Origin of the sequence: Micromonospora sp. CPCC 205539, assembly GCF_036906815.1 — a bacterium.
Lineage (GTDB): Bacteria > Actinomycetota > Actinomycetes > Mycobacteriales > Micromonosporaceae > Micromonospora.
This window is the reverse complement of the sequence record NZ_JBAKHW010000022.1, coordinates 17,252-42,699: the sequence shown is the minus strand read 5'-3', so window position 1 is coordinate 42,699 and position 25,448 is coordinate 17,252. Positions and strand designations below refer to the sequence as shown.

Sequence of the window (25,448 nt, the reverse complement as noted above, 5' to 3'; positions counted from 1 at the left end):
ATCGAGCGTGAGGGACCGCGTCGCGGCCGACTCCGGGGGGGGAGTCGGCCGCGCGCCGGTCATCGGTCAGTCCACGACGGGCGGTGCGGTCCTGGCCGCCTCCTTGAGCGCCGCAGCGGCGCCGGCGTACGGGTTGTAGCTGTAGGTCCTGGCCAGACCGGCCGGGACGTTGAAGTACTCGGCGGACACCTTCGCCGGGTCGCTCGCCAGCTCCCCGCGGGCAGGGATGTCGTTGCCGTCGTCCCAGCCCCAGGGGGCGTTGGCCGAGTTGGTCGAGCAGCTCCAGGTGCCGGAGCCGCAGTCGCCGCTGGTGTCGCCCGCGAAGGTGCCGAGGCCGGCGAAGAGGCTCGCGTTGGCCCGCTGCGCCCACAGGCCCCCGCTGGCGAAGATGTCGATCAGCCGGTACCGCACGTCGCGGTCGTTGCCGCTGCTCGGCGTCTCGGCGACCGTCGACGGGTAGTAGACGAGGCCGTCGCCGTCGATGGTGTACTGCGGGTACGCCTTCAGGCCGTGGCCCTTCGCCTCCTGCGCCGTCACCGGGTGCTGGAACGTGTCGTGCGGTGACGCCTGAAGTTGCAGGGTGCCGTCGACGCTCTCGTTGCCGCTGCTCCAGGTGCTGCCGGTCGGCGTGTACGAGTAGAAGTCGGTGTGTGCCACGGTGACCGCTCCGCGCAGCACCCCATACGCGGACCCGTCGCGCTCGATCGCGAACAGGACGCCCTCGCCGTCGTTCTCGTGCTCGGTCTCGAAGAACGGGTGATCCGTCCAGTCCCGGGGGTGGAAGAACAGGTAGGTGATGTACCAGTGGGTGCTGGTCTCGACGACCGAGTAGTACGCGTGCGCGTCGAGCGACGTCCCCGCCTGGCCGGCCCGATCCCAGTTGTTGCGCCCGTTCAGGTCGCCGTCGAAGTCGACTCTGGTGATGTAGTCCGACCTACCCCCCAGCGCGTGGCTGCCGGTGGCGTCGACGTCCTGGTAATGGATGGGTGCCCAGCGGAGGGCGAGGTCGGCTCGGCTGACGGCGGCGATCGCGGGCGCTGACGGCACCGCGAGCTGTGCCGCGGCCAACGCCGCGACGGCACCCACTGCCAACAACGTCCGTGCCACCCGGGATGGCCGGGTCTGGTTGCTCCTGTCGAGCATGGTGTGCTCCTGGGGTCCGAAACCGATGGATCGCAACGGATCATTGTGGACCTGGACGCCCGGAGGATGGCCGTTCGGCGACCAGTAAATAGATGAACCTCGACTACTGGGGTAGTGGTCATAACGGTCGCGCGATGTCTGATGTGACCTTTTCGGGCGCTGACGCGTATGCTGGGGGTGTCGCTCGGGCCCCCGGTGGCTGACCGCCTGCCGCCGCCGATACGCCCACGAGCTGGCCCAGACCCTGTCGCTGCCGCACCGTCCTTCGAGCGGGCGGCCGACCGTTGGTTGGCGTCGTCTCGCCAGGCCCACCCACGCCACACAACCACGGCCGTTCGGGTCGTGGACGTGCTCGACGAGCATCGAAGGAATGTGAGCGCGATGGCCTACATCGCCAAGGAGCTCAACAATGTCGTCCACTCCGCCGTGCCGAGTGCCGGGCTGGCCCCGGTGGTGCCGCGCGACCCCGGGCCAGTGTCGATCGGTCCGCCCCTGAGCACTGCAACCCGTTATCTGCTCGCTGGCATCCGGCTCGCATTGGGTTGGATCTTCCTGTGGGCGTTCCTGGACAAGCTGTTCGGTCTGGGCCACTCGACTGTCGCCGCGAAATCCTGGATCAACGGCGGCAGCCCGACGCAGGGCTTCCTGGGAGGCGCGGCCACGGGTCCGTTCACCGGCTTCTACCACTCGATCGCTGGTGCGGCCCTGACCGATGTGCTCTTCATGGCGGCTCTGCTCGCCATCGGCGTCGCGTTGCTCCTCGGTGTCGCGATGCGGTTGGCGGCAGGGGCCGGAGCGGTGCTCATGGTGATGATGTGGACCGCGGTCCTGCCCCCGGCCAGCAATCCGTTCATGGATGACCACCTCATCTACGCAGCGGTGCTGATCGTGCTGGCCTTGTTGGGCGCGGGCGGCACGCTCGGACTCGGCGCCGCCTGGGCCCGGGTGCCGATCGTGCGACGCTTCGCCTGGCTGAGGTAGGTACGGCGGATGTCGATGTCACTGACCTACGTCGTGCCGGGCCCGGAATCCGTCGACGACCTCGTGACACGGATCGCCGACCGGGACCACGCGGCATTCGGCCGCTTCTACCGCCGCCTCGTCCCCGTCGTCTTCGCCCAGGTGGGTGAGGTCCTCGGCAGCTGCGCGCCCTCCGTGGCGGTGACCCGGGCGGTCTTCGTCGAGGTGTGGCGGCTCGCGCCGCTGGCCGCCTCCCGTCAGGTCGATGGCGTCACCTGGGTGACCGCGATCGCCGCCCGCCGAGCTGCGGACCGGCTCCGCGAGATCAACGGACCGCCGCCCAGTCTCGTCACCGGCTACGACGGCCACTACGGCCGTGAGCTGGCGGTCGGGCTGGGCACCGCGGTGCCGGCCGCGTGACCCGCAGGCCGCCGGGCGGCAACCCGGTGGCCTGCGCGGTCAGCGCACCGGCAGGGGCAGGGCACAGGAGTACGGTTTGAGCGTCGCCCGGACCGCCAGTAGGCGGCCTCCGGAGCCGGCAGGGCCGCAGCCCATCGCGACGAGGGTGAGTGACATGGCCGAGATCCAGCTGTCCGACGTGTTCGTGGAGCTGGCCGATACGCTTGTGGCCGACTTCGACATGCTCGAGTTCCTGCACGTCCTGACCGAGCGGTGCGTCGAGGTGCTGGGCGTCTCGGCCGCGGGGCTGCTGTTGACCGATCAGCAGGGCGCCCTGCAGGTGGTGGCCGCCAGCTCCGAACGCACCCGTCTGCTCGAGCTGTTCCAGTTGCAGACCGACCAGGGCCCGTGCCTGGACTGTTTCCGTACCGGTCGAGCGGTCTCGGTAGCCGACCTGACCACCGTCGGCCGGTGGCCCCGGTTCGCGGCCGCCGCGGCCGAGGTGGGGTTCGCCGCGGTCCACGCCCTGCCGATGCGCCTGCGGTCCGAGGTGATCGGCGCGCTGAACCTCTTCGACATCCAGCCGGGCGCGCTCGACGAGGGCAAGCTCCGTACCGGTCAGGGTTTGGCCGACGTGGCCACCATCGGGTTGCTGCAGCAACGCGCCATTCAGCGCGGCGACACCCTCACCGAGCAACTGCAGACCGCGCTCACCAGCCGGGTCCTGATCGAGCAGGCCAAGGGTGTCCTCGCCGAACGCCTCAACGTGGACGTGGGGGTGGCCTTCACGATGCTGCGCGAGGGCGCGCGCCGGCACAACCGACGATTGTCCGATGTGGCGCGGGCGATCGTCGACGGGTCCGAGCAGCTCATGCCGTAGGCGAAAACGACAATCACGCTGATTGCCGGCTCAGAGGGCTGGCGGCGGGGCTCGCCCGGAAAAGGGGCGTACGGTGGGGATGTCGCCCAGGCCCCCGGTGGCTGTCAGTCAGCCGCCACCGGCCCGTGAGGGGCGTTCAACGATGGTCATTACCCGTCCTCCATTGCTGCTCAACTCCTCCGAGACCCGCGAGCAGTCCTTGCGTCGGCTGTCCACCCTGGCCTGTGACGATCCCGCCCGCCCGAAACTCCGGGATCAGGTCATCGAGGGCAACCTGCCGATGTCCCGCCGCCTCGCGGGCCGGTACGCGGGACGCGGCGAGTCATACGACGACCTCGCGCAGGTCGCCGCGCTGGCCCTGGTCCGGGCCGTGGACGGGTTCGACGCCGATCGGGGCGTGCCGTTCGCCGCCTACGCGGTCCCGACCATCCTCGGCGCCCTCCGCCGACACTTCCGCGACACCGCCTGGGCCATGCGGGTGCCGCGCCAAGCCCAGGAGCTCAACGGCAAGATGCGGGTCGCCGTGGGGGAGTTGACGCACCGCCACGGCCACCACCCGAGCGACACCGAGCTCGCCACCCACCTGGAGGTGGGCGTCGACGAGATCCGCGCCGCGGTCACCGCCGCGCAGGCGTACCGACTGGTGTCGCTCGACGCGCCGCACCACGGCACCGAGGACTTCGACACGTTCGCGCTCATCGGAGCCGTCGACTCGGGCTTCGCCGCGGTGGACAACCGCCTCGCGCTCCGCCCGCTCCTCGCCGCTCTGCCCTCGCGCGAGCGCCGGATCCTCAGCCTGCGGTTCAACGGCGACATGACCCAGAAGGGGATCGCCGACGAAGTCGGGCTGTCGCAGATGCACGTGTCGCGGCTGTTGAAGCAGTCCCTGGCCCGGCTCAGGTCCGGCATGGTCGCCTGATGGCTACCAGTCCGAAACTACGTGCCTTCCGGCTGAGGATGTTCCTGCTGGTGTTCGCACTGCTCCTGCCCCTGCTGCTCACTGTCATCCTCGGTGAGCGCTGACCTGCGCGGCCGCGTCACCCCTCGGTCTGGGCGGTCAGAGCCTGCCGCAGGTAGGTCTTCGGCCTGGCTCCCACGATCGAGGCCACCACCTCGCCCTGGCGGAACACCAGCAGGGTCGGCAGGGACATGACCGCGTACCGGCGGGTGGCCGCCGGGTTCTCGTCGGTGTTGAGCTTCGCCACGACCATCCGGTCGCCGAACTCCTGGGCCAGCTCGGCGAGGCTCTTCTCGATCATCCGGCAGGGTGGGCACCACTCCGCCCAGAAGTCGACCAGCACCGGCCGGTCGGCGGCCAGCACGATCGTGGCGAACGTGTCGTCGGTTACCGTGACTAGCGAGGCAGTTGCCGTCTCTTGGGGCATGTTCTCTCCCGGTGGGCGATGGCGTGCGTGAGCTGAGTGTGGAGCTGTTCGCGTACCGCGCCGAGCCGGTCGAGGTAGGCGTCGACCTCGGCGAGTTTGCGGCGCAGCACCTGGACGGAGTCCGGGCAGACGTCGCCGGACGTGTTGCCGGCCCGGAGACAGGCGACGAACGGGCGTACGTCGTCGAGGCCGAAGCCAACGTCGAGCAGCGCCCGGATCTCACGGACGACCCTCAGCTCGGCCTCGTCGTAGACGCGGTAGCCGTTGGCCGAGCGCTCGGCGTGCACCAACCCGTGCGCCTCGTAGTAGCGCAGGGTGCGAGTGCTCGTGCCAGCCCGCTCAGCCAGCTCTCCGATCAACATCTGACCCCCTCCACCAGCCCGTTCGCGACCACGCTAAACCTTGCCGCTGGCGTCAAGGCAAGCTGCGACCCGCTCGGATTCGCCCCTGCTCACCCCTCCCGCAGCAGCCGCCGGACCTCCATCAGGGCGAAGCCGAGCAGATTGAGGCCCTGCCACCGGGCGGGGTCCTCCGCCCGTGGGTCGTCGCCGCTGAGACCGATGCCCCAGACCCGGTCGAGAGGGCTCGCCTCCACCAGGACCCGTTCGCCGGTGGTGAGCAGAAACTGGCTCAGCTCGGGGTGCTGACTGAACTTGGCGAGGTTGCCGGCGACCACGATCGCGTACCGCTGCTCCTCCCACGTCTGCTGGTCGAAGCCGCCCACCTCCCGGCCGAGCGTCTTCGCCGCGTGCGGGTGTGGCGCGCTCAGCACCTTGGTGGCCGTCGCCTGATCGTCGAACAGGGTCGCCTTCCGCCACATCATGTAGTGCTCCGCCGTCGCGAACCGCACGTCGTCGACCAGGAAGGGTGCCAGCCACCACTGGCTCAGGCAACCGGGCCCGACGCTGCCGTCGCGTTGCGGCTGGTGGCCCCAGAAGAACAAGAACTTCACCCGACGGCCGCCGCTCAGCGCGGTGGTCAGGTCGGCGACGCTGGTGAAAGGTGCGGTCATGCCGGCCAGTGTGCGGCACCAGCTGTACCAAGGTGCTCGGCCGGGTCGCCGTACGTCCGTCGACCGCTGTTGCGGTTCGTCTCGTGTCCCGGGTTACTGGTTCGCGCCCTTTGCTCTGCTTCACTCGGCGCAACACGGACAGCGCCCAGTCGTTGCGCCCGTTGAAGCAGAGCAAAGGGCGGAGTACTGGACCGCCGAGCCGGATCAGCGGCGGCGGCGAGGTTGGTTGGCGGACACTCGTGCCTCCAAGTGGGTGACGGGTCGCGGCTCAAGACCCAGGGGTACGGCGGCGTGCGCGATGATTCCGCCTGCGGCGGCCACCTGGGAGCAAATCTTGGACAGTTTCCGTTAGCGCGTAACGGAAACTGTCCAAGATTGCGGGCCGACCGTGCGCTTCGGCCAGGCGCCGGCGCCGAGGGCGACGCGTTTGCCTGTTTTGCAGCGATCCGTGATCAGGGCGGACGTTCCGCACCGGTCTCGGCGGAGGAGACGCACTGGCGGTGGTGGGGGCCGGCGGTCCGCGCGATCAGTGGTCGTTGACGCTCACCGTGACGCGGTGCTGGCTGGACTTCCAGTTCGGCACGTTGATCACGTCGAACCCTCCGCCGCGTTGGCCCACCACGATCGAGACGAGGCCGAGGTGCGCCGGGGTCGCCGGGATGAACACGTCCATGCCGGAGATGAAGGTCTGGCTGAAGAACTCCGGCAGCGGCGCGGTCAGGTCGGTGACGCCGTCGCTGTCGTTGTCGAACGCGAAGATGCCGATCGTCCTCTTGACCCGCGGCGTGTTCGCGGCGTTCAGGACGTCCCGGCCGTTGATCCACAGTTTGTCGCCGGCGTCGCCCTGGTCACCCCACCACTCCTTCTGGCGCTGGATGGTCAAGGCGGTGTGCCGGTCACTGGTGTCGACCAGCGCGCCGAGGCCCTCGCCGGGCAGGCTGGTGGCGAGGCGTACGAACGAGTCGGAGCGCAGGAACGGCTGCGCGTAGAAGTGATGGGTCGCGGCCCCGGGCCGGACGATCGCGAACTCGTACCGGGCGGTGGCGAGGACGGGGATCGGTCCGAACGAGCCGTCACCGGTCAGTGCCATCCGTCGCGTGGGCTGGCTCGTCAGCCGGCTGCCCGTGAGGGCGTTGACGGGGTAGACCTCCAGCGTCGCGTTGGTGACGCCGACGTTGCTCGGAAAGAGCACCGCGCGGCCGGAGACCCGGGCGGTGCCGAAGAGTTGCGGCACGATGCGCGTCGTCTGCGGTGCGTGGCCCCGGAAGAACCGGAAGAACTCGCGGAACGACTCCTGCGACGACACCGTCTGCGTGTGGGACTGGTCCGGGAAGTGCACGTTGGTCGCGCCCACGATCGCGCGGGCCGGATCGCCCTCGCCCCAGATGGCCAGGGTGGGCACGCCGCCCGGTGGTGCGGCCGCGACGCGCCCGTCGAGGTTGACATAGTGAGCGACCCGAGCGGCGCGTGCGGGTGAGCTGGAGAGGTAGCCCTGCATCACGAAGGTGCCCAGGGAGTGCGCGAGCAGGTCCACCTTGTCCGCGCCGGTCGCCGCCAGCAGTCGGGAGATGCGCGCGTCGAGCCCGGCGTACACCTGGGGCAGGATCGTCGCGATGTTCGGCGAGTCGTACTCGTGTGCCTCGATGATGTCGATCGGGTAGCCGTTGCTGGCCAGGCGCTTGGCCTGGGTCTCGAACTGCGCCGCCGATCCGGCGCTGCCGTGCACGAAGATGACCGGACGGTACGTGGGGGTGGCGGCGTCGGCGGCGCTCGGTACGGCGGCGACGGACAGGCCGGCCGTGAGCGCGACCCCGGCCAGCAGGGAGAGCAGCCTTCGGCGAGAGGTGGGCATCGATCCTCCAGAGGGGCAGAGACAAAGTTATTGCACTGGGAGCGCAATTATCGTGTCAGTGTCGCAGCCGGCGGTCCACCCGCTAGGTCAGCGAGTTCGCGATCTCGATCGCCTCGGACTTGGTGAGATCACCCTCGATCCGGTAGCTGACGCCGGCCGCCTGCCAGATCAGGGTCGAGGCGGCGAGTCGCGCGGTCTCCACGCGGACCGTGCTCGCGCGGTCCACGTACGTCACCGCGTGTGGACCGCCGACCCAGAGGGCGAAGTCACCTTTGACCTGGACCCACTCGAGACCCGGCCCGCGAGCCTGCTTCTGGAACGCCGGGTCGATCTCACCGTCGAAGGTGTCGATTCGCAGCGCGCCCGCGCGATAGAGCAGCGTCGCGACCCGACAGAGACCGGCGGCATCGGGGTCGGCGATCAGGACCTGCTCGGGCGGACCCAGCGTCGCCGGCAGGCGGATCGGGAACCGCACCTGCCGCTGCGCCTCGGCGAGGTCGGTGGGCCGCTGCGCCGGCAACGACGGTGCGGTGCTGGTGGGGAGCGCCGGTCCGTGCGACGTGGCGACGGTGATGCCGGCGAAGCGCAGCAGGCCCGACACGGCATCCGCGAGGGCGGCCCGCCCCGGCGGCAGGACGGCGACGAGCAGGGCGACGAGCGCCGCGGCGAGGTAGTAGCGCCAGCGGCGTCCTCGGCGTACGGGTGTTTCGAGCTGCGCGCGTACGCGGGCGGTCACGTCCGGCGCGGCCGGTGTCGTCAGCCAGGTGGACAGGTCGCGCAGTTCCCGTTCGAGGTCATCCATGGCGGACCTCCTCGCGGTCGAGCAGGTTGCGGAGCTTCGTCAGTGCCCGCGAGGTGCGTGACTTGACGGTGCCCCGGGGCCAACCCAGCATCGCGACGGTCTCGTCCTCGCTGAGATCGAGGAAGAACCGGCAGACGATCACCTCGCGGTCCTTCACCGGCAGGAGGCGCAGGGCCTGCACCAGCTTCGTGCGGCGTTCCGCGGCGAGGACGGTGCCCACCGCGGCGTCCTCGGCGATCTCGGATCCCGGGTTCGCCGCCGCGGCGCGCAGGACGAGCGCGTCCCGCCGATTGCGCGACCGGTACAGGTTGCGGGTCTCGTTGGCGACGATGGCGAGGAGCCACGAGCGGAAGGACGACTCGCCCCGGTAGCGGGAGATGCTCCGGTAACCCTTCACAAACGCCTCCTGGACGACGTCCTCCGCATCCGAGCCCGCGCCGAGCAGCACCGCCGTCCGGTACGCGGACGCGGTGTGCCGGGCGACCAGGAGGTCGTACGCCTCCAGGTCACCTGCCCGAGCGCGGGTGACGAGCTCTCCGTCGTCCAGGGGAAACCTCCGGTTGGGTCACACTCATGACACCGCTGCGGCCGTCCAGGTTCCAGGCGGCGGAACGGAACCGGGGCGGATCCGGCGGTGTCACCCGGACATGATGGCAACGACAGCGATCTCGCGGCGCACCGTCCTGAGCGTGCTCGCCGGTGCCGGCGCCGCCACGCTGGTCGGCTGCGACCCCACCCCGACCCCGCGCGGGGCCCCGGCCACCGACCTCCCCGACGCGCTGCTCGTGGAGGTCGACGACGGGCTCGGCGTCCTGCGGGGCGCCGACCGGCAGACGGTCGCGCACTCCATCGCCACTGCCGACGGGATGGCGATCTACGCGACCGCACCCCAGGGTGCCGACACCGCGTTCTGGCGGATCGACACGACCACGGGCCACACCTCGACGCGGGTGGTGCTGCCGGGCCGCTGGGTGCCGCAGGCCGTCTCGGCCGCCGGTACGACGGTGGCGCTGACGCCGACCGCGGCGAACGTCACCACGGGACGCCCGGCTGGCCGGGACGTGACTCCGGTGCTGATCGCCGACCTGCGCGGGGTACGGCACCGGCTGGAGCTGCGGGGCAACTTCGTGCCGGAGACGTTCACCGACGACCTCGCGGGACTGTTCGTCCTCGAATGGCTCCCGCCGACCGCGCCGGACCGTTACCGGGTTCGCGTGGTCGACCTCGGCACGAGGGTGCCCGGGCCGCTCTCCACCCGCACCAAGACGCCGGTCCCGCCCGGCGCCGAGGAGGAGATGCGCGGCGACGGCCGTCAGGCGGTGCTCCGGCCCGATCGCACGACGCTCTACACGCTCTACACCCATCAGCCCGACCACCAGCACACCCGCGACCTGATCAGCGGACGGCCGGGCAACGTGCACGCGTTCGTGCACACGTTGCACCTCACCGAGCGCTGGGCGTACTGCGTCGACCTGCCACACCCGTTCGGGGAGGCGCCCGCGAGCGGTCACGCCATGGCGATCACTCCGGGTGGAGACCGGCTCCTCGTCACCGACGTCACGTCCGGCACCGTCGCGGAGATCAACACCGAGGATCTGACGGTACGCCGTACGGCTGCGCTGGCCGGCGGTGCCGGCAACGGACACGCCGCAGCGGACGACGGCCGCCTCTTCGTCGGCGCCGGCCGGATCGTGCGGACGGCGCATCTCGCCGACCTCGGCCGCGCCACCGAATGGCCGGTCCGCGAGCCCGTCGCCGGGCTCGTGCTCAGCCCCGGCGGCGAACGCCTCTACGTGGGTCAGGTCGGTGCCGTGAGCTGGCACGACACCGCTACCGGCGCCGAGCTTGGCCGCGTCGCGGTGCCCGGTCTGGTGGCCCTGCACCGCCTGGCCGGACGGGTGTGACGATCGCCCGGTGGTGAGCCGCGCAAAGATATCCGGGCGGACGATTGCGCAGTGCGGCAGTGACATCACTGGCTGTTCCATATAGCATCGTCGATAGTCACCGACGATTGTGACCTCAATGGACGTTCGTCCATCCTCTCCACAAGTGGGGGACTCGACGTGAAAAACCTCGTACGCCAGACCGATCCGACGCCGGCGCCACTCGGCGACGTCCGGCACACGCCGCTCGGCCGCATCCCGCTCGACCGGGCCCGCGCGGTCGCCCGTGTCGACGACCGCAGAGCGGACCACCCGACCCGGGTCGATGTCGCAGCCTTCTCCTCTGCGATCTGATCCCGTCGGGCCGGTCCGCGTCGCGCCGGTCACGCCACTGACGCAGTACGTGCTCAAGCTGACCAGCCGCTGTGATCTCGCCTGCGACCACTGCTACGTCTACGAACACCCCGACCAGTCGTGGCGTGGTCAGCCCCGGGTGATGACGCCCGCGACGGTGGAGACCGCCGCGCGGCGCATCGCCGAGCATGCCGTCGCGCACCGGCTCGACGCGGTCCGGGTTGTCCTGCACGGCGGTGAGCCCCTGCTCGCCGGCGTCGCCCGGGTCGCCGCCACGGCCGGCACCCTGCGGCGCGTCATCGAGCCGGTTGCCCGGCTCGACCTGCGCATGCAGTCCAACGGCCTGCTGCTCACCCCGGCCATGGGCGACGTGCTGGTGGCCCACGACGTCAAGGTGGGGATCTCCCTCGACGGCGACCGGGCCGCCAACGACCTGCACCGCCGGCACGTCAACGGCACGAGCAGCCACGCCCAGGTGCTCCGGGCCCTGACCCTGCTGCGCCGCCCCGCCTACCGGAGCGTCTACGCCGGCATCCTGTGCACCGTCGACCTCGCCAACGATCCCATCGGGGTGTACGAGGCGCTGCTGGCCGAGGAGCCGCCGCGCATCGACTTCCTCCTGCCGCACGCCAACTGGGACCGGCCACCCGTCCGCCCGGAGGGCGTGCCCACCCCGTACGCGGACTGGTTGTTGACGATCCACCGGCGCTGGCTGGCCGATGGGCGACCCGTCCCGATCCGGTTGCTGGAGTCCCTGCTCGACGGCGCCACCGCGACGGAGGCGGTCGGGCTCGGCCCCGCCGACCTGGTCGTCATCGAGACCGACGGCAGCTTCGAGCAGGTCGATTCGCTCAAGTCGGCCTTCCATGGTGCGGCCGCCACCGGCCTCGACGTGTTCCGGCACGAGGTGGACGACGCGGCGGCCCACCCGGGCATCGCCGTACGGCAGATCGGCCTGGCCGGCCTCTCCGCCACCTGCCAGTCGTGCCCGGTGGTCGGCCGCTGCGGAGGCGGCCTGTTCGCCCACCGGTACCGCTCCGGCAGCGGCTTCGACAACCCCTCGGTCTACTGCGCCGACCTGGCCCAGCTGGTCCGGTCGACGGCGACGACGTCCGCGCGGGTGCCGTCCGGGCCGGCCGACACGCTCAGCCGCACCGTCCTGGACGACCTGGGCGTCGGCGCCGGCGCCGAAGAGTCGGTCCGGCACCTCGCCTCGGTCCACCTCGGCGTCGTCCGCGCACTGGTCGTCGCGCTCAGCCCCACGGCAGCCGAGGACCCGCTCGCGGCGGCCGGCTGGGCCCTCCTCGTCGACCTCGACGTCGACGCCCCCGACGCGGTCCGCACGGTGCTCGGGCACCCCTTCGTCCGCCACTGGGCGCAGCGGTGCCGCACCGGCGCGAGCGCCGACCTGACCTACCTCGCCAACGTCGCGGCGGCCGCCGCCGTCCACGCCGGCGTCGACGCCCAGCTCGCCGTCGCGGCCCGCGACGGCGTGATCCACCTGCCGACCCTCGGCGCCATCACCCTCGGCGTCGACGTCGAGGCCGCCGATCTGTCCGTCGCCCGCGGGTCGATCGAGGTCCGGGCCGGCGGCCGACGCGTCCGGGTCCGCCCGACCGCCCCGGACGGTCCCGTCGAGTGGCGGCCGGTGCGGTCGGTCGACGGGGCGGTCCTCCTCGAGGACACCGACCCGTACCGGGACTGCTTCGACCTGCCGGTGGCGCCGCGGCTCACGCCCCAGGAGACCACCCGGTGGCGCGACCAACTGCGGCTGGCCCTGCGACGGGTCGACGACCACGCCCCCGACTACGCCCCTGGCCTGCGTACGTTGCTGCGCGCCGTGGTGCCGCTCCGGCCCGACCCGACCGGTCGGTCCCGCAGCGCCGCCGCCCGGACCGCGTTCGGCGCGGTGGCCGTCACCCCGGCGGCCGACGCGGAGGCGCTCGCGGTCCTGCTCGTGCACGAGGTGCAGCACCTCAAACTGGACGCGATCCTCGACGTCTGCGACCTGTTCGACCGGGCCGACCCCCGGACGCTGCGGGTGCCCTGGCGGACGGATCCGCGCCCCGTCGAAGGCGCGCTGCACGGCGTCTACGCCCACCTCGCCGTGGCCGATGTGTGGCGCCGCCGATCCGACCCGACCGCGCAGGGCCACTATCGCCAATATCGCGACTGGACCGACGGCGCGATCGACGCCCTGCTCGACCTCGAGACCCTGACCCCGGCCGGTGACCGCTTCGTCCGCCACATGCGTGCCACCGTCGATCTGTGGCCGTGACCACCTTGGGTGTTCTCGCGGCCGACCTGCGGGCGCTCGGGGTGCCCGCAGGGGCGGTCGTGCTCGCCCACTGCTCCCTGTCCCAGGTGCGACCCGACGATCGTTCGCCGGCCACCCTGCTGGCGGCACTGCGGGCCGTGCTCGGCGACGCCGGCACCGTCGTCGTCCCGGCCGGCACGTTCGGCAACTCCATCACCTCCCGGGCGTTCCAGGCGGCGACGGCCGGCATGACGCCGGCCGAGGTGGCCGCCGCCGAGGCGGCGATACCGCCCTTCGACCCGCAGCACAGCCCGTCGGAGGGAATGGGCGTGTTCGCCGAGTGCGTCCGCCAGCGCGACGGCGCCCGGCGCAGCCACCACCCGCAGGCCTCGTTCGCGGCACTCGGACCGCACGCGGCGACGCTGACCGCCGTGCACGACCTCGACTGTCAGCTCGGCGAACGCTCACCGCTCGGCGCCCTGTACGCCGCCGACGCGTTGGTGCTGCTGCTCGGTGTCGGCTGGTCGGTCTGCACCGCGTTCCACCTCGCCGAGTACCGGCTGAGCCGGCCCGCCCAGCGGCAGGCGTACCGCTGCTACGTCCGCGACGACGACGGTCGACGGACAGCGCGGAACTTCTCCGCCCCGCGCCTCGACGACGGCGACTTCGCCCTGATCGGTGCCGCATTGGAGAGGACCGGGGCGGTGCGCGTCGGCCGGGTCGGGTCTGCCGACTGCCGGCTGGTGCGGCTGCGCACCGCCGTCGAGGTCGCACGTGGATGGATGGATGACCATCGCCGGCCGTAAGCGGGACAGCACCGGGGTGGCGGCTGTCGATACTGTGGGTAGTTCCGAGTGGCAGTGCCGGGCGGGAGCGTTAGGTGGCGGAGGACGAGTTCCGGGTGGACGAGAGCGCCCCCGTGTTCTTCCTCAGCTATGCCCGCACCCGCAACCAGGTGGCAGCACCGTCGCGGGACACCAACAAGAACGTCCGTCAGCTCTTCATCGACCTGTCCGACCATGTCGTCGAGCTGCTCGGCCTGGGCCCGGGTCGCACCGCTGGCTTCGTGGACGAGTTGCTCGACGGGGGGCAGTTGTGGACCGACGACCTCGCCTTCGCCTCCGGCCACGCCCAGGTGTTCATCCCGCTGATCTCTCCGCAGTATCTGCGCAGCGAGTGGTGCGCCCGCGAGTGGGACGTCTTCACCCGGCGCCGGGTGCTGACGCGCCCCGGTGTCGACTCGTCGGCGGGGGAGACACCGGTCATCCCGGTCAACTGGTCGGTGGTGGAGCGACGCGAGGTGCCCGACGTCGTCTCGCGGCGGCAGATGTTCAGCCCCACCCGACTACCCTCGGACATCGCTCCTCAATACCACGACGAAGGCATCTACGGTCTGCTCAGCCTCGGCAAGAACGGCAAGGACGCGTACGACGCGGTGGTCTGGCGGCTCGCGCAGCGCATCGCCCGCGCGTACCGGACGCACTGGGTCGAGCCCTGGGTGCCCACGGACATGCGTCAGCTACGCGACACCTTCGAGGAGGGCCCGCATGACGTGGACTGACATCCCCTCCACGCACGGGGCCGGCGGGCCTGAGACGTATTTCTTCCTCAGCTACGCCCACTCCGTGCCGTTGTCCGACGCCGCCCGGCCCGACACCGACTACTGGGTGAGCCGCTTCTTCCAGGAACTGGCCGTCGCCGTCCGCCGTCGTGCCACCCGCGCCGGCGAGATCGAGGTCGGGTTCTTCGACGGTCAGGTCAGCCTCGGCGCCGACCTGAAGCAGGCGCTCACCGACGCCCTCAGCGTCGCCCACGTCTTCGTGCCGCTCTACTCACCCAACTACTTCCGCAACGCCTGGGCGCTGGGTGAGCGCGACTCGTTCCTCAGTCGACTGGCCCGGCTGACGGCCGCCCGGGCCGCCCGGCACGTGCTGCCGGTGCTGTGGATGCCCCTGCCCTCCCGGGGTGACCAGCAGGCGGCGACGCTGGCGCTGCAGGTGGTGCCCGACGAGGACACGCGGGCCGACTACGCCGAGAACGGGCTGCGCGCGCTGTGCAAGCTCAGCGCCTACCGCCGGCAGTACGACACCGTCCTCACCTCGCTCGCGGACCGGATCGTCACGGTGGCGGAGGCCGAGCCGCTCGCCCCGTCGAGAGCGGCGACCCTGACCACCAGTCCCGTCGTCGACGACGACGACCCGGCGCTCGTGCTCACCACCCTCACCGAGGCCGCCGCCCCCTGGCGTCCCTACGGTCACCAGCACGAGTTGGCCGTCGCCGACTATGTCGCCGCCACCGCCGAGCGACTGGGCCTGCCCACCCGGGTCGTCGACCTGGTGGAGGCCCGGGGCCGAGCGCCGAGCAGCCCCATGGTCGTGCTGGTGGACGCGGGTGTCGGCGCCCACCTCGTGGGCGACGCGCTCGACGGCCTGCCGCAATGGGTGGTGCCCCTCGTCATCGCGCCCGATCACCCGCGTGGCGACCCGACACCCGAGGCGATCGCCGCTACGTTGCAGGACGCGGAGTTCCCACAGGTGCTACCGGTGCGCACGATCGAGGAGTTCGAGCGCTGCGCGCCGTTGCTGGTGACCGAGGCGCGCAAACAGTTCCTCAGACACGGCCCGGTCAGCCCACCGGACGGGCCGCACGACCGCAGACCCAGACTCGGCCCGACTGCTGCCTTCAATGCACCGCGAGGGAAGGAAACACCATGACGCCACCCCGCAACGGTCAGGTCGTCACCTTCTACTCATACAAGGGTGGCACCGGGCGCACCATGGCGTTGGCCAACACCGCGTGGATCCTCGCGACGAACGGTCAGCGCGTGCTCGTCGCCGACTGGGACCTGGAGTCCCCGGGCCTGCACCGGTTCTTCGCGCCGTTCCTCGACCCCGACCAGGTCGCCTCCACCGGCGGTGTGATGGACCTGATCCTCGAATACGAGTGGGAAAATGTCCGCCGCGGGCAGACCGGCGCGGCCCGCTCCGGGGACTGGCACCGCGAGTACGCCCGCGTGCACAAGTACGCCTTCTCCGTGAGCTGGGAGTTCCAGGGTGGCGGCAGCCTGGACCTGCTGCTCGCCGGGCGGCACAACCCCGACTACGCCACCAGCGTCACCGGCCTCAACTGGGACAACTTCTACAACCGTCTCGGCGGGGCGCAGTTCTTCGACGCGCTGCGCGAGGACATGAAACGGCACTACGACTACACCCTCATCGACAGCCGTACCGGCATCAGCGACGTCGCCGAGATCTGCACCATCCACCTTCCGGACGTCCTCGTCGACTGCTTCACCCTCAGCGACCAGGGCATCGACGGCGCCGCCTCGGTCGCCGCCCGGGTACGCGGCTACGAGGGCCGCCGCGCGCGGCGGGTGCTGCCCGTGCCGATGCGGGTGGACGAGGGGGAGAAGAGCAAGACCGACGCCGGTCGGGCGCTGGCGATGCAGCGCTTCGCCGGGCTGCCCAGCGGCATGACCGACACCGAACGGCAGGACTACTGGCTCACGGTCGAGGTGCCCTACCGGGCGTACTACGCGTACGAGGAGACCCTGGCGACGTTCGGTGACGTGCCGGGCAGCCGCGGCCTGCTCTCCGCGTACGAGTCGTTGACCCGGCACGTCACCGGGGGCCAGGTCTCCGCGCTGCCCCGCATGGACGAGGGGCTTCGCCGGCAGACCGTCCAGCGGTTCGAGCGCCGTCCGGTGGTCGTCGACGAGTTGATCGTGCTCCGATACGTCCCCGAGGATCAGGCCTGGGCGGAGTGGGTCCAGGCGGCGCTCAACGCCGCCGACCTGCGGGTCACGGCCGTACCCCTGGACGCCCCGGCCTCCGTGCCCGCCGGCACGGCCTCCCGGGAGCTGCACCTGGTCTCCCGTGCCTTCCTGGCGGCCCGACGTCAGCGCGGCTCGACGACCGGCCGGCAGGCCGGTTCGCCCGCGCTCGCCCTGCACCTCGACGACACCACGCCATCGGTCGACACGCCCCCGGGCACTTGGGCCACCGTCCACGAGCGGGGCGCGGTCGCCGCCGCCGAACAGGTGTGGGAGCTCGTGGGCCGGCCGGCCAGCGGCCCCAACCGGGCGGCGCCCACGACCCGCTACCCGGCCGCCGAGCCGCTGGTCTTCTACGCGCCCGCGCGCAACGTCCGGTTCACCGGCCGGGAGCGACTGCTCCTGGCCCTGCGCGACGAGCTGAAGGCCGCGGCGCGCGAGCGGGTGCCCGTCGCGCTGCGCGGCGGCGCCGGCATCGGCAAGACCCAGTTGGCCGCGGAGTACGCCTACCGGTTCCGAGGTGCCTACGACGCCGTCTGGTGGGTGGACGCCGACCCGCCCCAGTTCGTCGACGTCCGCTTCGCCGACCTCGGGCGGCGCCTCGGGCTCCCCGAACAGCCGACCGTCCCGGAGAACACCCGCGCCGTGCGGCAGTGGCTCAGCCGCGGGGGCGGGCGGGCCGACGACGAGCCGTTGCTGCGCTGGCTCATCATCTTCGACAACGTCGACCAGTACGAGCAGGTCAAGGAGTTCCTGCCCCAGGGTGACGGGCACGTGCTCGTCACCACCCGCAACCCCGAGTGGGGTGACCTCGCGCGGGCGGTCGACGTGGAGGCCTTCCAGCGGTCCGAGAGCGTCGTCCACCTGCTGGGCCGGACCCGGCAGCGGGCGATGAGCGTGGCGGAGGCCGAGCGGGTGGCCGAGGCGGTGGAGGACGTGCCGATCCTCGTCGCTCTGGCCGGCGCGTGGCTTGCGGACAGCCCGGACTCCGTCGTCAGCTACCTCGCCGCGCTGGAGCGCACCGGGCCCGAGCGTGACGTGTGGAAGCAGTCCCTGGAACGTCTGCAGGAGCAGTCCCCGGGTGCCTACCGCCTGCTCCAGTTGGCCTCCGTGCTCGCTCCGGACATCGCCCTCGAGCTGCTCTACGGGGAGCAGGTGGCGAGGGTCATCGCACCCCACGACCCGGTCGTCGCCGCGCAGGTCGCCGACCGGCTCTCCGAACGCGACATCGCCGCGGCGCTCGTGCAACGGATCAACCGGCTCGCGTTGATCAAAGTGGACCTGCACGCGCAGCGGGTCCAGGTCCACCGACTCCTCCAGGCGGCCCTGCGCGCGCGGATGTCCGAGAGCGAACTGGCCGAGATCAAGCACGACAGCCACCGCATCCTCGCCGGCTCCCGCCCCTCCGGCGAGGTCGACGATCCCGCCCTCACCGACCGCTTCCGCAACCTCTGGCCGCACCTGGACAGCTCGGACGCCGTCTCCAGCTCCGACGACATCGTCCGTCAGCTCGTCATCGACCGGGTCCGCTACATCTTCCTCAGCGGCGGCTACGAGCAGGGCGAACAGTACGCGCGCGACGCTGAGAAGATCTGGTCGTCGGTCCTCGAGGGTCTCTCTCCGGACACCCCCGCACACCGCGCCCTGCAGGTGCAACTGCTGTACCTGCGCTTCAACCGGGCGAACCTGCTGCGCAGCCTGGGTCGATTCGATGCGGCCCTGCGCCTGGACGAGGCGACCCTGCGTGAGCAGGAGACGCTCATCGGCGAGAACCACCCCTACACACTGATGACCGCTGGCGGGTACGCCGCTGACCTGCGCGCCCTCGGCCGCTACCAGGAGGCGCTGGACCGGGACCTGCGCACCCACGCCGCGTCGCGCGAGGTTTTCGGCGACGACCACCGCCGGACCCTGACGGCAGCCAACAACCTCGCCACCTCGTACCGCCTCATGGGCCAGTTCGACAAGGCGCTCGACGGAGACGAACCCACCTACGACCTCCTGCGGGTCGTCCTCGGTCCGGACCACCCCCGTACCCTGCAGTCCGAGAACAACCTCGCCCGGGACCTGCGCGAGATCGGCGAGTACACGCGCTCAGTGGAGCTGCTGGAGGACGCGGTCGAGAGGAACCGTCGCCTCTTCGGTGAGCAGTCCCGTGCCGTCCTGCCAGTCCAGGCGAACCTCGCCGTGTCCCTGCGCAGCCTCGGCCGCGTCGAGGAGGCGGCCCGGCTGCTCGACGAGGCGTACGAACGGCTGCGCGCCAGCGCCGGCCAGGCCAACCCCGACACCCTCTTCAGTCGGCTGAGCCGCACCGCCAACCTCATGCTGCAGGGCAAGCGGGAGCAGGCTCGTACGGATCTCACCGAGGTCGAGCGGATGTTCGCTCAGGTGTTCGGCCCCGACCACCCGTACACGCTGGTCTGCCGGATCAACATGGGCGTGGCGGCCTGGGACGCCGACGAGACCGACACGGCCCAGGCGATCACCACGGCCACCGCGACGGCCCTCGGTGCGGCCCTGGGCAGCCGGCATCCCTTCACCCTGGCCGCCGACAACAACGTCGCCGTCTTCACCAGTCTCCGTGGGAGCCCCGACGAGGGGCGGCAACAGCTGCAGAGTGTCGTGGACAGGTTGCTCGCCGTGTTCGGCCCCGACCACCCGGACACGCTGCGCAGCATCGGCAACCTGGAGATCGCCAGCCAGGCGGCGTCCGGGGGAGTGGTCAGCATCGGCCGGGTGAGGATCGCCGACCGCCTCGCCGACCAGGTCGGGCAGGAACACCCGAGCGTCGTCCTGCTCCGCGCCGGGCGGTACGTGCGGCGGGTGCTCGACTGTCACCCCTACTGACCGGGCTGGGCGCCGATCAGCACGTCCCTGGTCACTGGCGCCAGCTCGTCGGAGAGCCACTTGAGGATGCGCGGCAGCTCCCGCACGGCGTCGAAGTGCGCCGCGTCGGGCTGCACCTCGATCTCGGCGCCGGGGATCTGGCCGGCGAGCCACTCGCCGTGGCTCGCCGGCGCGAACGTGTCATCCGCGCCGTGCCAGAGACGGACCGGCGTCGCCTGGGTATCGATCGCGCCAAGGTCGAACTTCCAGCTGCGTCGCAGGGCCAGCACGTCGTCGATCCACCCGTACGGCCCGGCCCGCAGCGCCTCCTGGTAGGTGTCGAAGATCAGCCCGCGGATGGCGGCGTCGTTGATGGCTCGGCGGTCCGGAGGGCCCATATGCGTCATCAGGTCCTGAAGGAGGAACCGGGGGTCCTCGGCGGCTCGGGCGGCCCGCTGGCGGATCTCCTCGACCACCTCGTCGGTGTCGAAGCTGCCAGCACCGAAGGCGCGAACGTTGTCGCTGTTCATGCCGTCGAACCAGCTGAGCTCGATGGCATCGGACGGGGCGAGACTGACCAGCACCGCGACCCGGGTGACCCGCCCTCGCAGCAGCTCGTCGGCCGCGCAGGCGAGGGCGTGCGGCCCGCCGCCCGACCGGCCCACCACGGCGAACCGCTCCAACTCCAACTGGTCGGCGATCGCCTCCACGTCCCGGGCGGCGTCCGCCACGTCCCGGCCCTCGAAGCGTTCGGAGTCGCCGTAACCCGGACGGTCGTACGCGATGAGGCGGATGCCCATCCGATACAGCACGATGCTGCGCGGTTTCGGCCCCCGCAGGCTGCCGGGCGTGCCGTGCATCAGGAAGATGGGAAACCCTTTGGGATCACCGGTCACCTCATACGCCACCCGCTTGTTGTCCGCGCGGTAGGCGAATCGGCCCCCTGGCTCACCGTCTTGGGTCACTCCAGCCTGCCTTCCGGTGCCATAACCAGCCGATACTCGAAACCGGGCATCGAGCGAAGGCGATGGTACGAACGACCTCACTCAGCATTTGAGCCTAACCTTCGGGGTGGGCGCACCGCTATGGAGACCCCGAACAAACGGCCAGATCTGTCGGAAAGGACAGCCATCGGTCCCGCGGGCGCGGAACTTCCAGCCGCCACCGGTCGATACCCGGCCCACGGCAGCGGCGGGTGGGCGGAGATCCGTCGACCGGGCTCGAACCGGCGTCCAACCGGACCCTAGCCGGCCGCTCTACCACTGAGCTACAACGGATCTCCGCGCGGCCCGGTCGGCTGGGCTCGAACCAGCGTCCACCCGGTTAAGAGCCGGGCGCTCTACCACTGAGCTACGGCGGGCTGCCGCCGATTTTGCCGAATCACGTCGGGGTCTGTCCATCGCGTTCCGGCAGCTCGCTGATCACGACACCGGCCGGTAGCCCAGGGCGCGCCCAACCGTCCTTGACCGCCTTGCCGGAGAACACACCCTCGGCGCGCAGCACGGCCGCCCACATGGGGTCGGCGACCGACACGCCGTGCACCAATTCCGGCGTCGGCCGGAACACCCCAACGGCACCGACCCGCCGTGGCCCGACCCAACCGGCTGCGTACGCGTCGACGCCGGCTGCGGCGCACGCCGCCTCCACGTCCGCGCGGGTGCACGCCACCCCCGCGTCGAGCACGTCCCAGGGCAGCGGCAGCCGCACCCAGACACCCATGTCGGGGTGCAGCCCGCCACCGGTGGAGCGATGCCAGGCGGCGAGATCCGCGGCGATCAGCATCATCGCCTTACCGGGGCAGGACACCTCCAGCAGGCCGATACTGTCCGACGCCGCCACGGTGGTGATCCAGGCCGCTCGGGCGGTGTTGTAGGCGCCGCACAAGAGGTTCCACGTCGACGAGTCGTTGCCCCGACGGACGATCATCGTGGCGCGGTCGAACTCGCTGGCCGACCAGAGCCGCTTCAACAGTCCCGCGACCTGACGCATCGTCGCCCACCACCGGCCGAGCAGCTCACCACGCTGGGCCTCGGTCAGCTCGGCGAGCACCTGCCGGCTCGGCCACACCTGCGCGATCATCCACCAGTCGGTGCCCGGACTCTCGGCGCAGTGGCGGAACAGCAGGTCGGCGATCTCGTCGTAGGGATTCTCCCGGCCGGCCAGGGTGAACTCCCGACGTAGCTTGCGCTTGGCCGTGAGGTAGGCGACGAAGCAGCCCGCCCAGGGGTCGGCAACGAAGGTGTCCCGGTCGATGCCCGCCGCGAATCCGGCCCGCGCGACGATCGTCAACTGGCGCTTCGTCCGTTCCGCCTCCAGCCGCCCTGCCTTCGCCGCCACCCGCTGCGTCACGCGGAAGCGCCGGTTGTACTGCCGCTTCGACAGGTCGATGCCTGCGGCGGCCCGGGCCTCCCGGTTCAACCGGTCGCGCACGAAGTCCAGTCGCCGCACGTCGAGCACGCCAAGGGCATCGCTGAGTTGCAGGCTGAAGTCCAACAGCGACGCCGGATCGTCCGCGTCGACATCACTGTCGGGCAACTCGAACAGCCGGAGTGCGGCGTCGACCTGGCGTCCACCACCAACCGGGCGGGCGAAGTCCGTCGGCATCGAGCTCCAGCCGTTCCACTGCGCCGCGGCCCGGGCCGCTCGGCCCAGCGTCGTCCGCTCGCGCTGGCCGAGCTGGTCGCCGACGACCCGAAACACCAGATGCGCGACCTCCTCGGGCCGCCGCCGCTCATCGAGTGACGCGTGCAGCGCGGTCAGCGCGTCCTCGGCGGACATCCCGGCAACAGACATGCCCGCGATCCTGACACCGGTCAACGTGTGCGGCAATCACTTTCGCGCTCGTATCCCGTTCGGTGGGGATGATGCGGCAGCGGCCAGTTTGTCCGTCGATTTGCGGCGGCCGGACCGTAGCGGTCGAGCCATACAGTTGCGTCGTTGATCAGGCCGGGCAGGAGATGGAGACGAGATGACACGAGCGGTGAAGCGGAGTGGTCGGCTAACGGGCGCCCGTAATCCGAAGGCCTACGCCCTCTCGATCGCGGGGGCGGTGCTGGTCCTGTTGGGACTGGTAGTTGTCGACTCGGTGCTGCTGGTGGCGACCGGGGCCGCGCTGGCGGTGGCCGGCTGGCTGGTCGCCCGCCGCTACGGCTGACCATGGCCGCTTCCGTGCTCGCCGAGCTGACGCGTGGGTATCTCCAGGCGGTTGATCAGGCGTTGCCCGGCTACGTCCGGGGTCTCTATGTCGTCGGGTCTGCCGCGCTCGGTGCCTGGCAGCCCGGCGTCAGTGATGTCGACACGGTGATCATGACGGCCCGTCCGGCGACCGACGGGGACCTGGACCGGCTCGCGATGCTCCATGGGGAGATGCCTCGGTCACCCCATTTCGACGGGGTCTACCTCGACCCCGCCCTGGCGCGGTCCTGGCCGAGTGACGGGCGGAGCGTGCCGCACGCGGTCAACGGAAAGTTCACCCGCGGCAAGCCCTGTGGCGAGCTCACGCCCGTGCTGTGGCTGACCTTGCAGCGGTACGGCGTTCCGGTTCGCGGCCCGGCCGTCGCGGACTTGGGGGTGCAGGTCGACCCGGAGCAGCTACGCCGCTACAACCTCGACAACCTTCGCGAGTACTGGCAGCCGACCGTCGCGCCGCTTCCGTCAGCGCTGGCCGACGTGGCCCCGGACACGGCCATGAGCGCCGAGACGGTGGCCTGGTTCGTCCTCGGGCCTGCCCGGCTGCACTACACGCTGGGCCACGGCGACATCCTCTCGAAGGCCGCCGCGGGCGAACACCTCGCGCAGATGTTCCCCGAGTACGCCGAACTCGCGCGCCGCGCGGTCCGCTGGCGGTCCGGCGCGGCAGAACGGTTCACCGCGACCGACCTCGTCGCCGCGGCCGGCAGCGTCAACGCGGTCGCCGACGACGCTTGGCGTCGCTTCGGACCCTGACGGTTGGTGCGTCGATCACCAGGCGCAGGGCGCGTAGTCCTTCAGGAAGATCCCGTAGAGGTCTTCGCCCAGCTCGCCGCGGACGATCGGGTCGTACACCCGGGCCGCGCCGTCGACCAGATCCAGGGGGGCGTGGAAGCCTTCGTCGGCCAGCCGCATCTTTGTCGGGTGGGGCCGCTCGTCGGTGATCCAACCGGTGTCGACGCTGGTCATCAGGATGCCGTCGGTCAGCATCTCCTGGGCGCTGGTGCGGGTCAGCATGTTCAGCGCGGCCTTGGCCATGTTGGTGTGCGGGTGCCCCGGCCCCTTGTAGCCGCGGCCGAACTGACCCTCCATCGCCGACACGTTCACCACGTACTTGCGGCGGGCGCTCGCTGCGGCCATCACCGGCCGTAGCCGGCTGATCAGCACGAACGGCGCGGTCACGTTGCACAACTGCACTTCGAGCAGCTCGACCGGGTCCACCTCGTGCACCCGTTGGACCCAGCTGTTGCTCGAATCGAGGTCGGGCACCAGACCGCCGGCGTCGATGGCCGTGGCCGCCGCGATCCGTTCCGGTGAGGCGGAGCCACTGGTCAGCGCCAGCGCGGTGAGCGCCTGCGGGGTGAGCGCGGCCGACTGCGGCGAGGCGGTCAGGCTGCCCGCCAGCGCGGCCTGGCTGTCCGGTTTGGCGAACGTGATCAGCTCCGGCAGCGGGCCCTCCGGTAGGGCCGCCGCCTCCGCGGCGACGAGCTGCGCGTACGCCCCGGGCGTGCGGCGGACGGTCTGCGCCGCGTTGTTGATCAGGATGTCCAGTGGCCCGGCGCTGCTGACCGAGTCGGCGAGGGCGATCACCTGCGCCGGGTCGCGCAGGTCGATGCCGACGATCCGCAGGCGGTGCAGCCAGTCCGCACTGTCCGGCATCGCGGCGAACCGGCGGACCGCGTCGTGCGGGAACCGGGTGGTCACCGTGGTGTGCGCGCCGTCGCGCAGCAACCGCAGCGCGATGTACATGCCGATCTTCGCCCGGCCCCCGGTGAGCAGCGCGCGCCGCCCGGTCAGGTCGGTGCGCGCGTCCCGGCGCTCCCGGTTGAGCGCCGCGCAGGTCGGACAGAGCTGGTGGTAGAAAGAGTCCACCTGGTGGTAGCGCTGCTTGCAGACGTAGCAACCGCGCGGATTGTGCAGGAAGCCGGCGGTGGTGCCGGCGGTGGGACAGGCGAGCGGAATGCCCTGGGTCTCATCGTCGATCCGGCCCGGAGCGCCGGTGGCGGTGGCGGCCGTCACCGCGCGGTCGGCCGCGGCGATGGCGTCCCGCCGCTCCTCGCGGCGCCGCTGCTTGATCACCTTGTAGAGCTTCGCGGTGGCCCGCTGCACCCGGACCACGTCGGGGTGATCGGGCGGCAGGGTCTCCAACGCCTCGAAGACGCTGAGACAGGTCTCCAGCCGGCTCCGGTCAATGCCGTCTTGACCGTTTTCTGGCATGATGTCCGCCGTCATGTGTCGCTGTCTCGTCCCATCCCTGGGCCGGATCCAGCCGGCCCACCCCACGTCCGACCCGAAACTGTACGCACCACCCGGGCTTGCCTGCACCTCACGCTGCTAGCGCAGCTCGGCGAGGAGCTTTTCGACCCGGGTACGGATCTCGTCGCGGATCGGGCGGACGGCCTCGACGCCCTGGCCGGCCGGATCGTCGAGCTTCCAGTCCTCGTAGCGCTTGCCGGGGAAGACCGGGCAGGCGTCGCCGCACCCCATCGTCACGATGACGTCGGAGGACTCGGCGGTGGCGTACTCCAGGAGCGTGGGGGTCTGGCCGGTGATGTCGATGCCGACCTCGTGCATGGCCGCGACGGCGGCGGGGTTGATCGTCCCGGCGGGGGCGGAGCCGGCGGAGCGGACCTCGACGGTGTCGCCGGCGAGGTGGCGCAGCCAGCCGGCGGCCATCTGGGAGCGGCCGGCGTTGTGGACGCAGACGAACAGGACACTGGGCTTGTCGGTCATG

At 71.2% G+C, this 25,448-nt stretch carries 24 protein-coding genes and 2 tRNA genes; 13 read left to right on the top strand and 13 right to left on the bottom strand.

Annotated elements, in window-relative coordinates; all coding sequences use genetic code 11:
• Positions 1-66 precede the first annotated feature (66 nt).
• Positions 67-1,143, bottom strand: a complete 1,077-nt coding sequence (locus tag V6V47_RS20360) for a hypothetical protein (protein ID WP_334629887.1) — start codon at positions 1,141-1,143, stop codon at positions 67-69.
• Between the two features lie 342 nt (positions 1,144-1,485).
• Here V6V47_RS20360 and V6V47_RS20355 point away from each other — a divergent pair, with 342 nt between their 5' ends.
• The 4 genes from V6V47_RS20355 to V6V47_RS20340 all read left to right on the top strand — a co-directional run bounded on the left by V6V47_RS20355 (position 1,486) and on the right by V6V47_RS20340 (position 4,301).
• Positions 1,486-2,124: a hypothetical protein gene (locus V6V47_RS20355; protein ID WP_334629886.1), complete on the top strand. Its 639-nt coding sequence runs from the start codon at positions 1,486-1,488 to the stop codon at positions 2,122-2,124.
• A 9-nt stretch (positions 2,125-2,133) separates the two neighbouring features.
• Complete coding sequence (locus V6V47_RS20350) at positions 2,134-2,523, top strand: hypothetical protein (protein WP_334629885.1); 390 nt, start codon at positions 2,134-2,136, stop codon at positions 2,521-2,523.
• Between the two features lie 154 nt (positions 2,524-2,677).
• Entirely contained in the window at positions 2,678-3,382 is a 705-nt protein-coding gene (locus V6V47_RS20345; protein ID WP_334629884.1) for a GAF and ANTAR domain-containing protein, read from the top strand.
• 142 nt (positions 3,383-3,524) lie between these two features.
• The gene (locus V6V47_RS20340) at positions 3,525-4,301 is read left to right on the top strand and encodes a SigB/SigF/SigG family RNA polymerase sigma factor (RefSeq protein WP_334629883.1); all 777 of its coding nucleotides are present in this window, start codon (positions 3,525-3,527) and stop codon (positions 4,299-4,301) included.
• 118 nt (positions 4,302-4,419) lie between these two features.
• Here the strand turns inward: V6V47_RS20340 and trxA are convergent, their stop codons facing one another.
• From trxA to V6V47_RS20310, 6 genes are all read right to left on the bottom strand, one after another.
• A complete protein-coding gene (trxA, locus tag V6V47_RS20335; RefSeq protein WP_334629882.1) occupies positions 4,420-4,767 on the bottom strand; it encodes a thioredoxin in 348 nt (115 codons plus the stop codon).
• Positions 4,737-5,129 (bottom strand): MerR family transcriptional regulator, encoded by a 393-nt coding sequence (locus tag V6V47_RS20330; RefSeq protein WP_334629881.1) that lies wholly within the window; start codon positions 5,127-5,129, stop codon positions 4,737-4,739. The genes trxA and V6V47_RS20330 overlap by 31 nt, the downstream gene beginning before the upstream one ends.
• Before the next feature lie 89 nt (positions 5,130-5,218).
• Positions 5,219-5,779 (bottom strand): NADAR family protein, encoded by a 561-nt coding sequence (locus tag V6V47_RS20325; protein WP_334629880.1) that lies wholly within the window; start codon positions 5,777-5,779, stop codon positions 5,219-5,221.
• A 526-nt stretch (positions 5,780-6,305) separates the two neighbouring features.
• The gene (locus V6V47_RS20320; RefSeq protein WP_334629879.1) at positions 6,306-7,631 is read right to left on the bottom strand and encodes an alpha/beta fold hydrolase; all 1,326 of its coding nucleotides are present in this window, start codon (positions 7,629-7,631) and stop codon (positions 6,306-6,308) included.
• An 82-nt stretch (positions 7,632-7,713) separates the two neighbouring features.
• Positions 7,714-8,433, bottom strand: coding sequence for a hypothetical protein (locus V6V47_RS20315; protein WP_334629878.1), 720 nt, complete (start codon positions 8,431-8,433; stop codon positions 7,714-7,716).
• Positions 8,426-8,881, bottom strand: coding sequence for an RNA polymerase sigma factor (locus tag V6V47_RS20310; protein WP_334629877.1), 456 nt, complete (start codon positions 8,879-8,881; stop codon positions 8,426-8,428). The genes V6V47_RS20315 and V6V47_RS20310 overlap by 8 nt, the downstream gene beginning before the upstream one ends.
• A 202-nt stretch (positions 8,882-9,083) precedes the next feature.
• On the opposite strand from V6V47_RS20310, the gene V6V47_RS20305 reads away from it, so the two are divergent.
• The 7 genes from V6V47_RS20305 to fxsT all read left to right on the top strand — a co-directional run bounded on the left by V6V47_RS20305 (position 9,084) and on the right by fxsT (position 19,546).
• Complete coding sequence (locus tag V6V47_RS20305) at positions 9,084-10,337, top strand: YncE family protein (protein ID WP_334629876.1); 1,254 nt, start codon at positions 9,084-9,086, stop codon at positions 10,335-10,337.
• Positions 10,338-10,496: 159 nt separating this feature from the next.
• Positions 10,497-10,670 (top strand): hypothetical protein, encoded by a 174-nt coding sequence (locus tag V6V47_RS20300; protein WP_334629875.1) that lies wholly within the window; start codon positions 10,497-10,499, stop codon positions 10,668-10,670.
• Complete coding sequence (locus V6V47_RS20295; protein WP_334629874.1) at positions 10,642-12,948, top strand: FxsB family cyclophane-forming radical SAM/SPASM peptide maturase; 2,307 nt, start codon at positions 10,642-10,644, stop codon at positions 12,946-12,948. The genes V6V47_RS20300 and V6V47_RS20295 overlap by 29 nt, the downstream gene beginning before the upstream one ends.
• Positions 12,945-13,733, top strand: a complete 789-nt coding sequence (locus V6V47_RS20290) for an aminoglycoside N(3)-acetyltransferase (protein WP_442934272.1) — start codon at positions 12,945-12,947, stop codon at positions 13,731-13,733. Before V6V47_RS20295 ends, V6V47_RS20290 begins: the two co-directional genes overlap by 4 nt.
• 74 nt (positions 13,734-13,807) lie before the next feature.
• Complete coding sequence (locus tag V6V47_RS20285) at positions 13,808-14,488, top strand: TIR-like protein FxsC (RefSeq protein ID WP_334629872.1); 681 nt, start codon at positions 13,808-13,810, stop codon at positions 14,486-14,488.
• A complete protein-coding gene (locus V6V47_RS20280) occupies positions 14,475-15,641 on the top strand; it encodes a TIR-like protein FxsC (protein WP_334629871.1) in 1,167 nt (388 codons plus the stop codon). The genes V6V47_RS20285 and V6V47_RS20280 overlap by 14 nt, the downstream gene beginning before the upstream one ends.
• The gene (gene fxsT / locus V6V47_RS20275; protein WP_334629870.1) at positions 15,638-19,546 is read left to right on the top strand and encodes an FxSxx-COOH system tetratricopeptide repeat protein; all 3,909 of its coding nucleotides are present in this window, start codon (positions 15,638-15,640) and stop codon (positions 19,544-19,546) included. Before V6V47_RS20280 ends, fxsT begins: the two co-directional genes overlap by 4 nt.
• On the opposite strand, the gene V6V47_RS20270 is transcribed toward fxsT, so the two are convergent.
• The 4 genes from V6V47_RS20270 to V6V47_RS20255 all read right to left on the bottom strand — a co-directional run bounded on the left by V6V47_RS20270 (position 19,540) and on the right by V6V47_RS20255 (position 22,318).
• Complete coding sequence (locus V6V47_RS20270) at positions 19,540-20,490, bottom strand: alpha/beta fold hydrolase (RefSeq protein WP_334629868.1); 951 nt, start codon at positions 20,488-20,490, stop codon at positions 19,540-19,542. The genes fxsT and V6V47_RS20270 overlap by 7 nt on opposite strands.
• Positions 20,491-20,730: 240 nt before the next feature.
• Positions 20,731-20,802: transfer RNA gene (locus V6V47_RS20265), tRNA-Pro, on the bottom strand.
• Positions 20,803-20,811: 9 nt separating this feature from the next.
• A tRNA-Lys gene (locus V6V47_RS20260) sits at positions 20,812-20,886 on the bottom strand.
• Positions 20,887-20,905: 19 nt separating this feature from the next.
• Positions 20,906-22,318, bottom strand: a complete 1,413-nt coding sequence (locus tag V6V47_RS20255; RefSeq protein ID WP_334629866.1) for a hypothetical protein — start codon at positions 22,316-22,318, stop codon at positions 20,906-20,908.
• A 175-nt stretch (positions 22,319-22,493) separates the two neighbouring features.
• On the opposite strand from V6V47_RS20255, the gene V6V47_RS20250 reads away from it, so the two are divergent.
• Complete coding sequence (locus tag V6V47_RS20250) at positions 22,494-22,679, top strand: hypothetical protein (RefSeq protein ID WP_334629864.1); 186 nt, start codon at positions 22,494-22,496, stop codon at positions 22,677-22,679.
• 2 nt (positions 22,680-22,681) lie between these two features.
• Positions 22,682-23,470, top strand: coding sequence for an aminoglycoside adenylyltransferase domain-containing protein (locus tag V6V47_RS20245; protein ID WP_334629863.1), 789 nt, complete (start codon positions 22,682-22,684; stop codon positions 23,468-23,470).
• A 15-nt stretch (positions 23,471-23,485) separates the two neighbouring features.
• Here the strand turns inward: V6V47_RS20245 and V6V47_RS20240 are convergent, their stop codons facing one another.
• Positions 23,486-24,946, bottom strand: a complete 1,461-nt coding sequence (locus V6V47_RS20240) for an SDR family NAD(P)-dependent oxidoreductase (RefSeq protein WP_334629861.1) — start codon at positions 24,944-24,946, stop codon at positions 23,486-23,488.
• A 102-nt stretch (positions 24,947-25,048) separates the two neighbouring features.
• Complete coding sequence (locus V6V47_RS20235) at positions 25,049-25,447, bottom strand: arsenate reductase ArsC (protein ID WP_334629859.1); 399 nt, start codon at positions 25,445-25,447, stop codon at positions 25,049-25,051.
• Between the last annotated feature and the right edge of the window lies 1 nt (position 25,448).

Excerpts from the sequence above, each read along its gene's own strand:
- V6V47_RS20330 (WP_334629881.1), bottom strand. The coding sequence starts at position 5,129 with ATGTTGATCGGAGAGCTGGCTGAGCGGGCTGGCACGAGCACTCGCACC.
- V6V47_RS20360 (WP_334629887.1), bottom strand. The coding sequence starts at position 1,143 with ATGCTCGACAGGAGCAACCAGACCCGGCCATCCCGGGTGGCACGGACG.
- V6V47_RS20315 (WP_334629878.1), bottom strand. The coding sequence starts at position 8,433 with ATGGATGACCTCGAACGGGAACTGCGCGACCTGTCCACCTGGCTGACG.
- V6V47_RS20345 (WP_334629884.1), top strand. The coding sequence starts at position 2,678 with ATGGCCGAGATCCAGCTGTCCGACGTGTTCGTGGAGCTGGCCGATACG.
- V6V47_RS20280 (WP_334629871.1), top strand. The coding sequence starts at position 14,475 with ATGACGTGGACTGACATCCCCTCCACGCACGGGGCCGGCGGGCCTGAG.
- V6V47_RS20250 (WP_334629864.1), top strand. The coding sequence starts at position 22,494 with ATGACACGAGCGGTGAAGCGGAGTGGTCGGCTAACGGGCGCCCGTAAT.
- trxA (WP_334629882.1), bottom strand. The coding sequence starts at position 4,767 with ATGCCCCAAGAGACGGCAACTGCCTCGCTAGTCACGGTAACCGACGAC.
- V6V47_RS20320 (WP_334629879.1), bottom strand. The coding sequence starts at position 7,631 with ATGCCCACCTCTCGCCGAAGGCTGCTCTCCCTGCTGGCCGGGGTCGCG.
- V6V47_RS20235 (WP_334629859.1), bottom strand. The coding sequence starts at position 25,447 with ATGACCGACAAGCCCAGTGTCCTGTTCGTCTGCGTCCACAACGCCGGC.
- V6V47_RS20340 (WP_334629883.1), top strand. The coding sequence starts at position 3,525 with ATGGTCATTACCCGTCCTCCATTGCTGCTCAACTCCTCCGAGACCCGC.
- V6V47_RS20240 (WP_334629861.1), bottom strand. The coding sequence starts at position 24,946 with ATGACGGCGGACATCATGCCAGAAAACGGTCAAGACGGCATTGACCGG.
- V6V47_RS20255 (WP_334629866.1), bottom strand. The coding sequence starts at position 22,318 with ATGTCTGTTGCCGGGATGTCCGCCGAGGACGCGCTGACCGCGCTGCAC.
- V6V47_RS20350 (WP_334629885.1), top strand. The coding sequence starts at position 2,134 with ATGTCGATGTCACTGACCTACGTCGTGCCGGGCCCGGAATCCGTCGAC.
- V6V47_RS20305 (WP_334629876.1), top strand. The coding sequence starts at position 9,084 with ATGGCAACGACAGCGATCTCGCGGCGCACCGTCCTGAGCGTGCTCGCC.
- V6V47_RS20245 (WP_334629863.1), top strand. The coding sequence starts at position 22,682 with ATGGCCGCTTCCGTGCTCGCCGAGCTGACGCGTGGGTATCTCCAGGCG.
- V6V47_RS20295 (WP_334629874.1), top strand. The coding sequence starts at position 10,642 with ATGTCGCAGCCTTCTCCTCTGCGATCTGATCCCGTCGGGCCGGTCCGC.
- V6V47_RS20325 (WP_334629880.1), bottom strand. The coding sequence starts at position 5,779 with ATGACCGCACCTTTCACCAGCGTCGCCGACCTGACCACCGCGCTGAGC.
- fxsT (WP_334629870.1), top strand. The coding sequence starts at position 15,638 with ATGACGCCACCCCGCAACGGTCAGGTCGTCACCTTCTACTCATACAAG.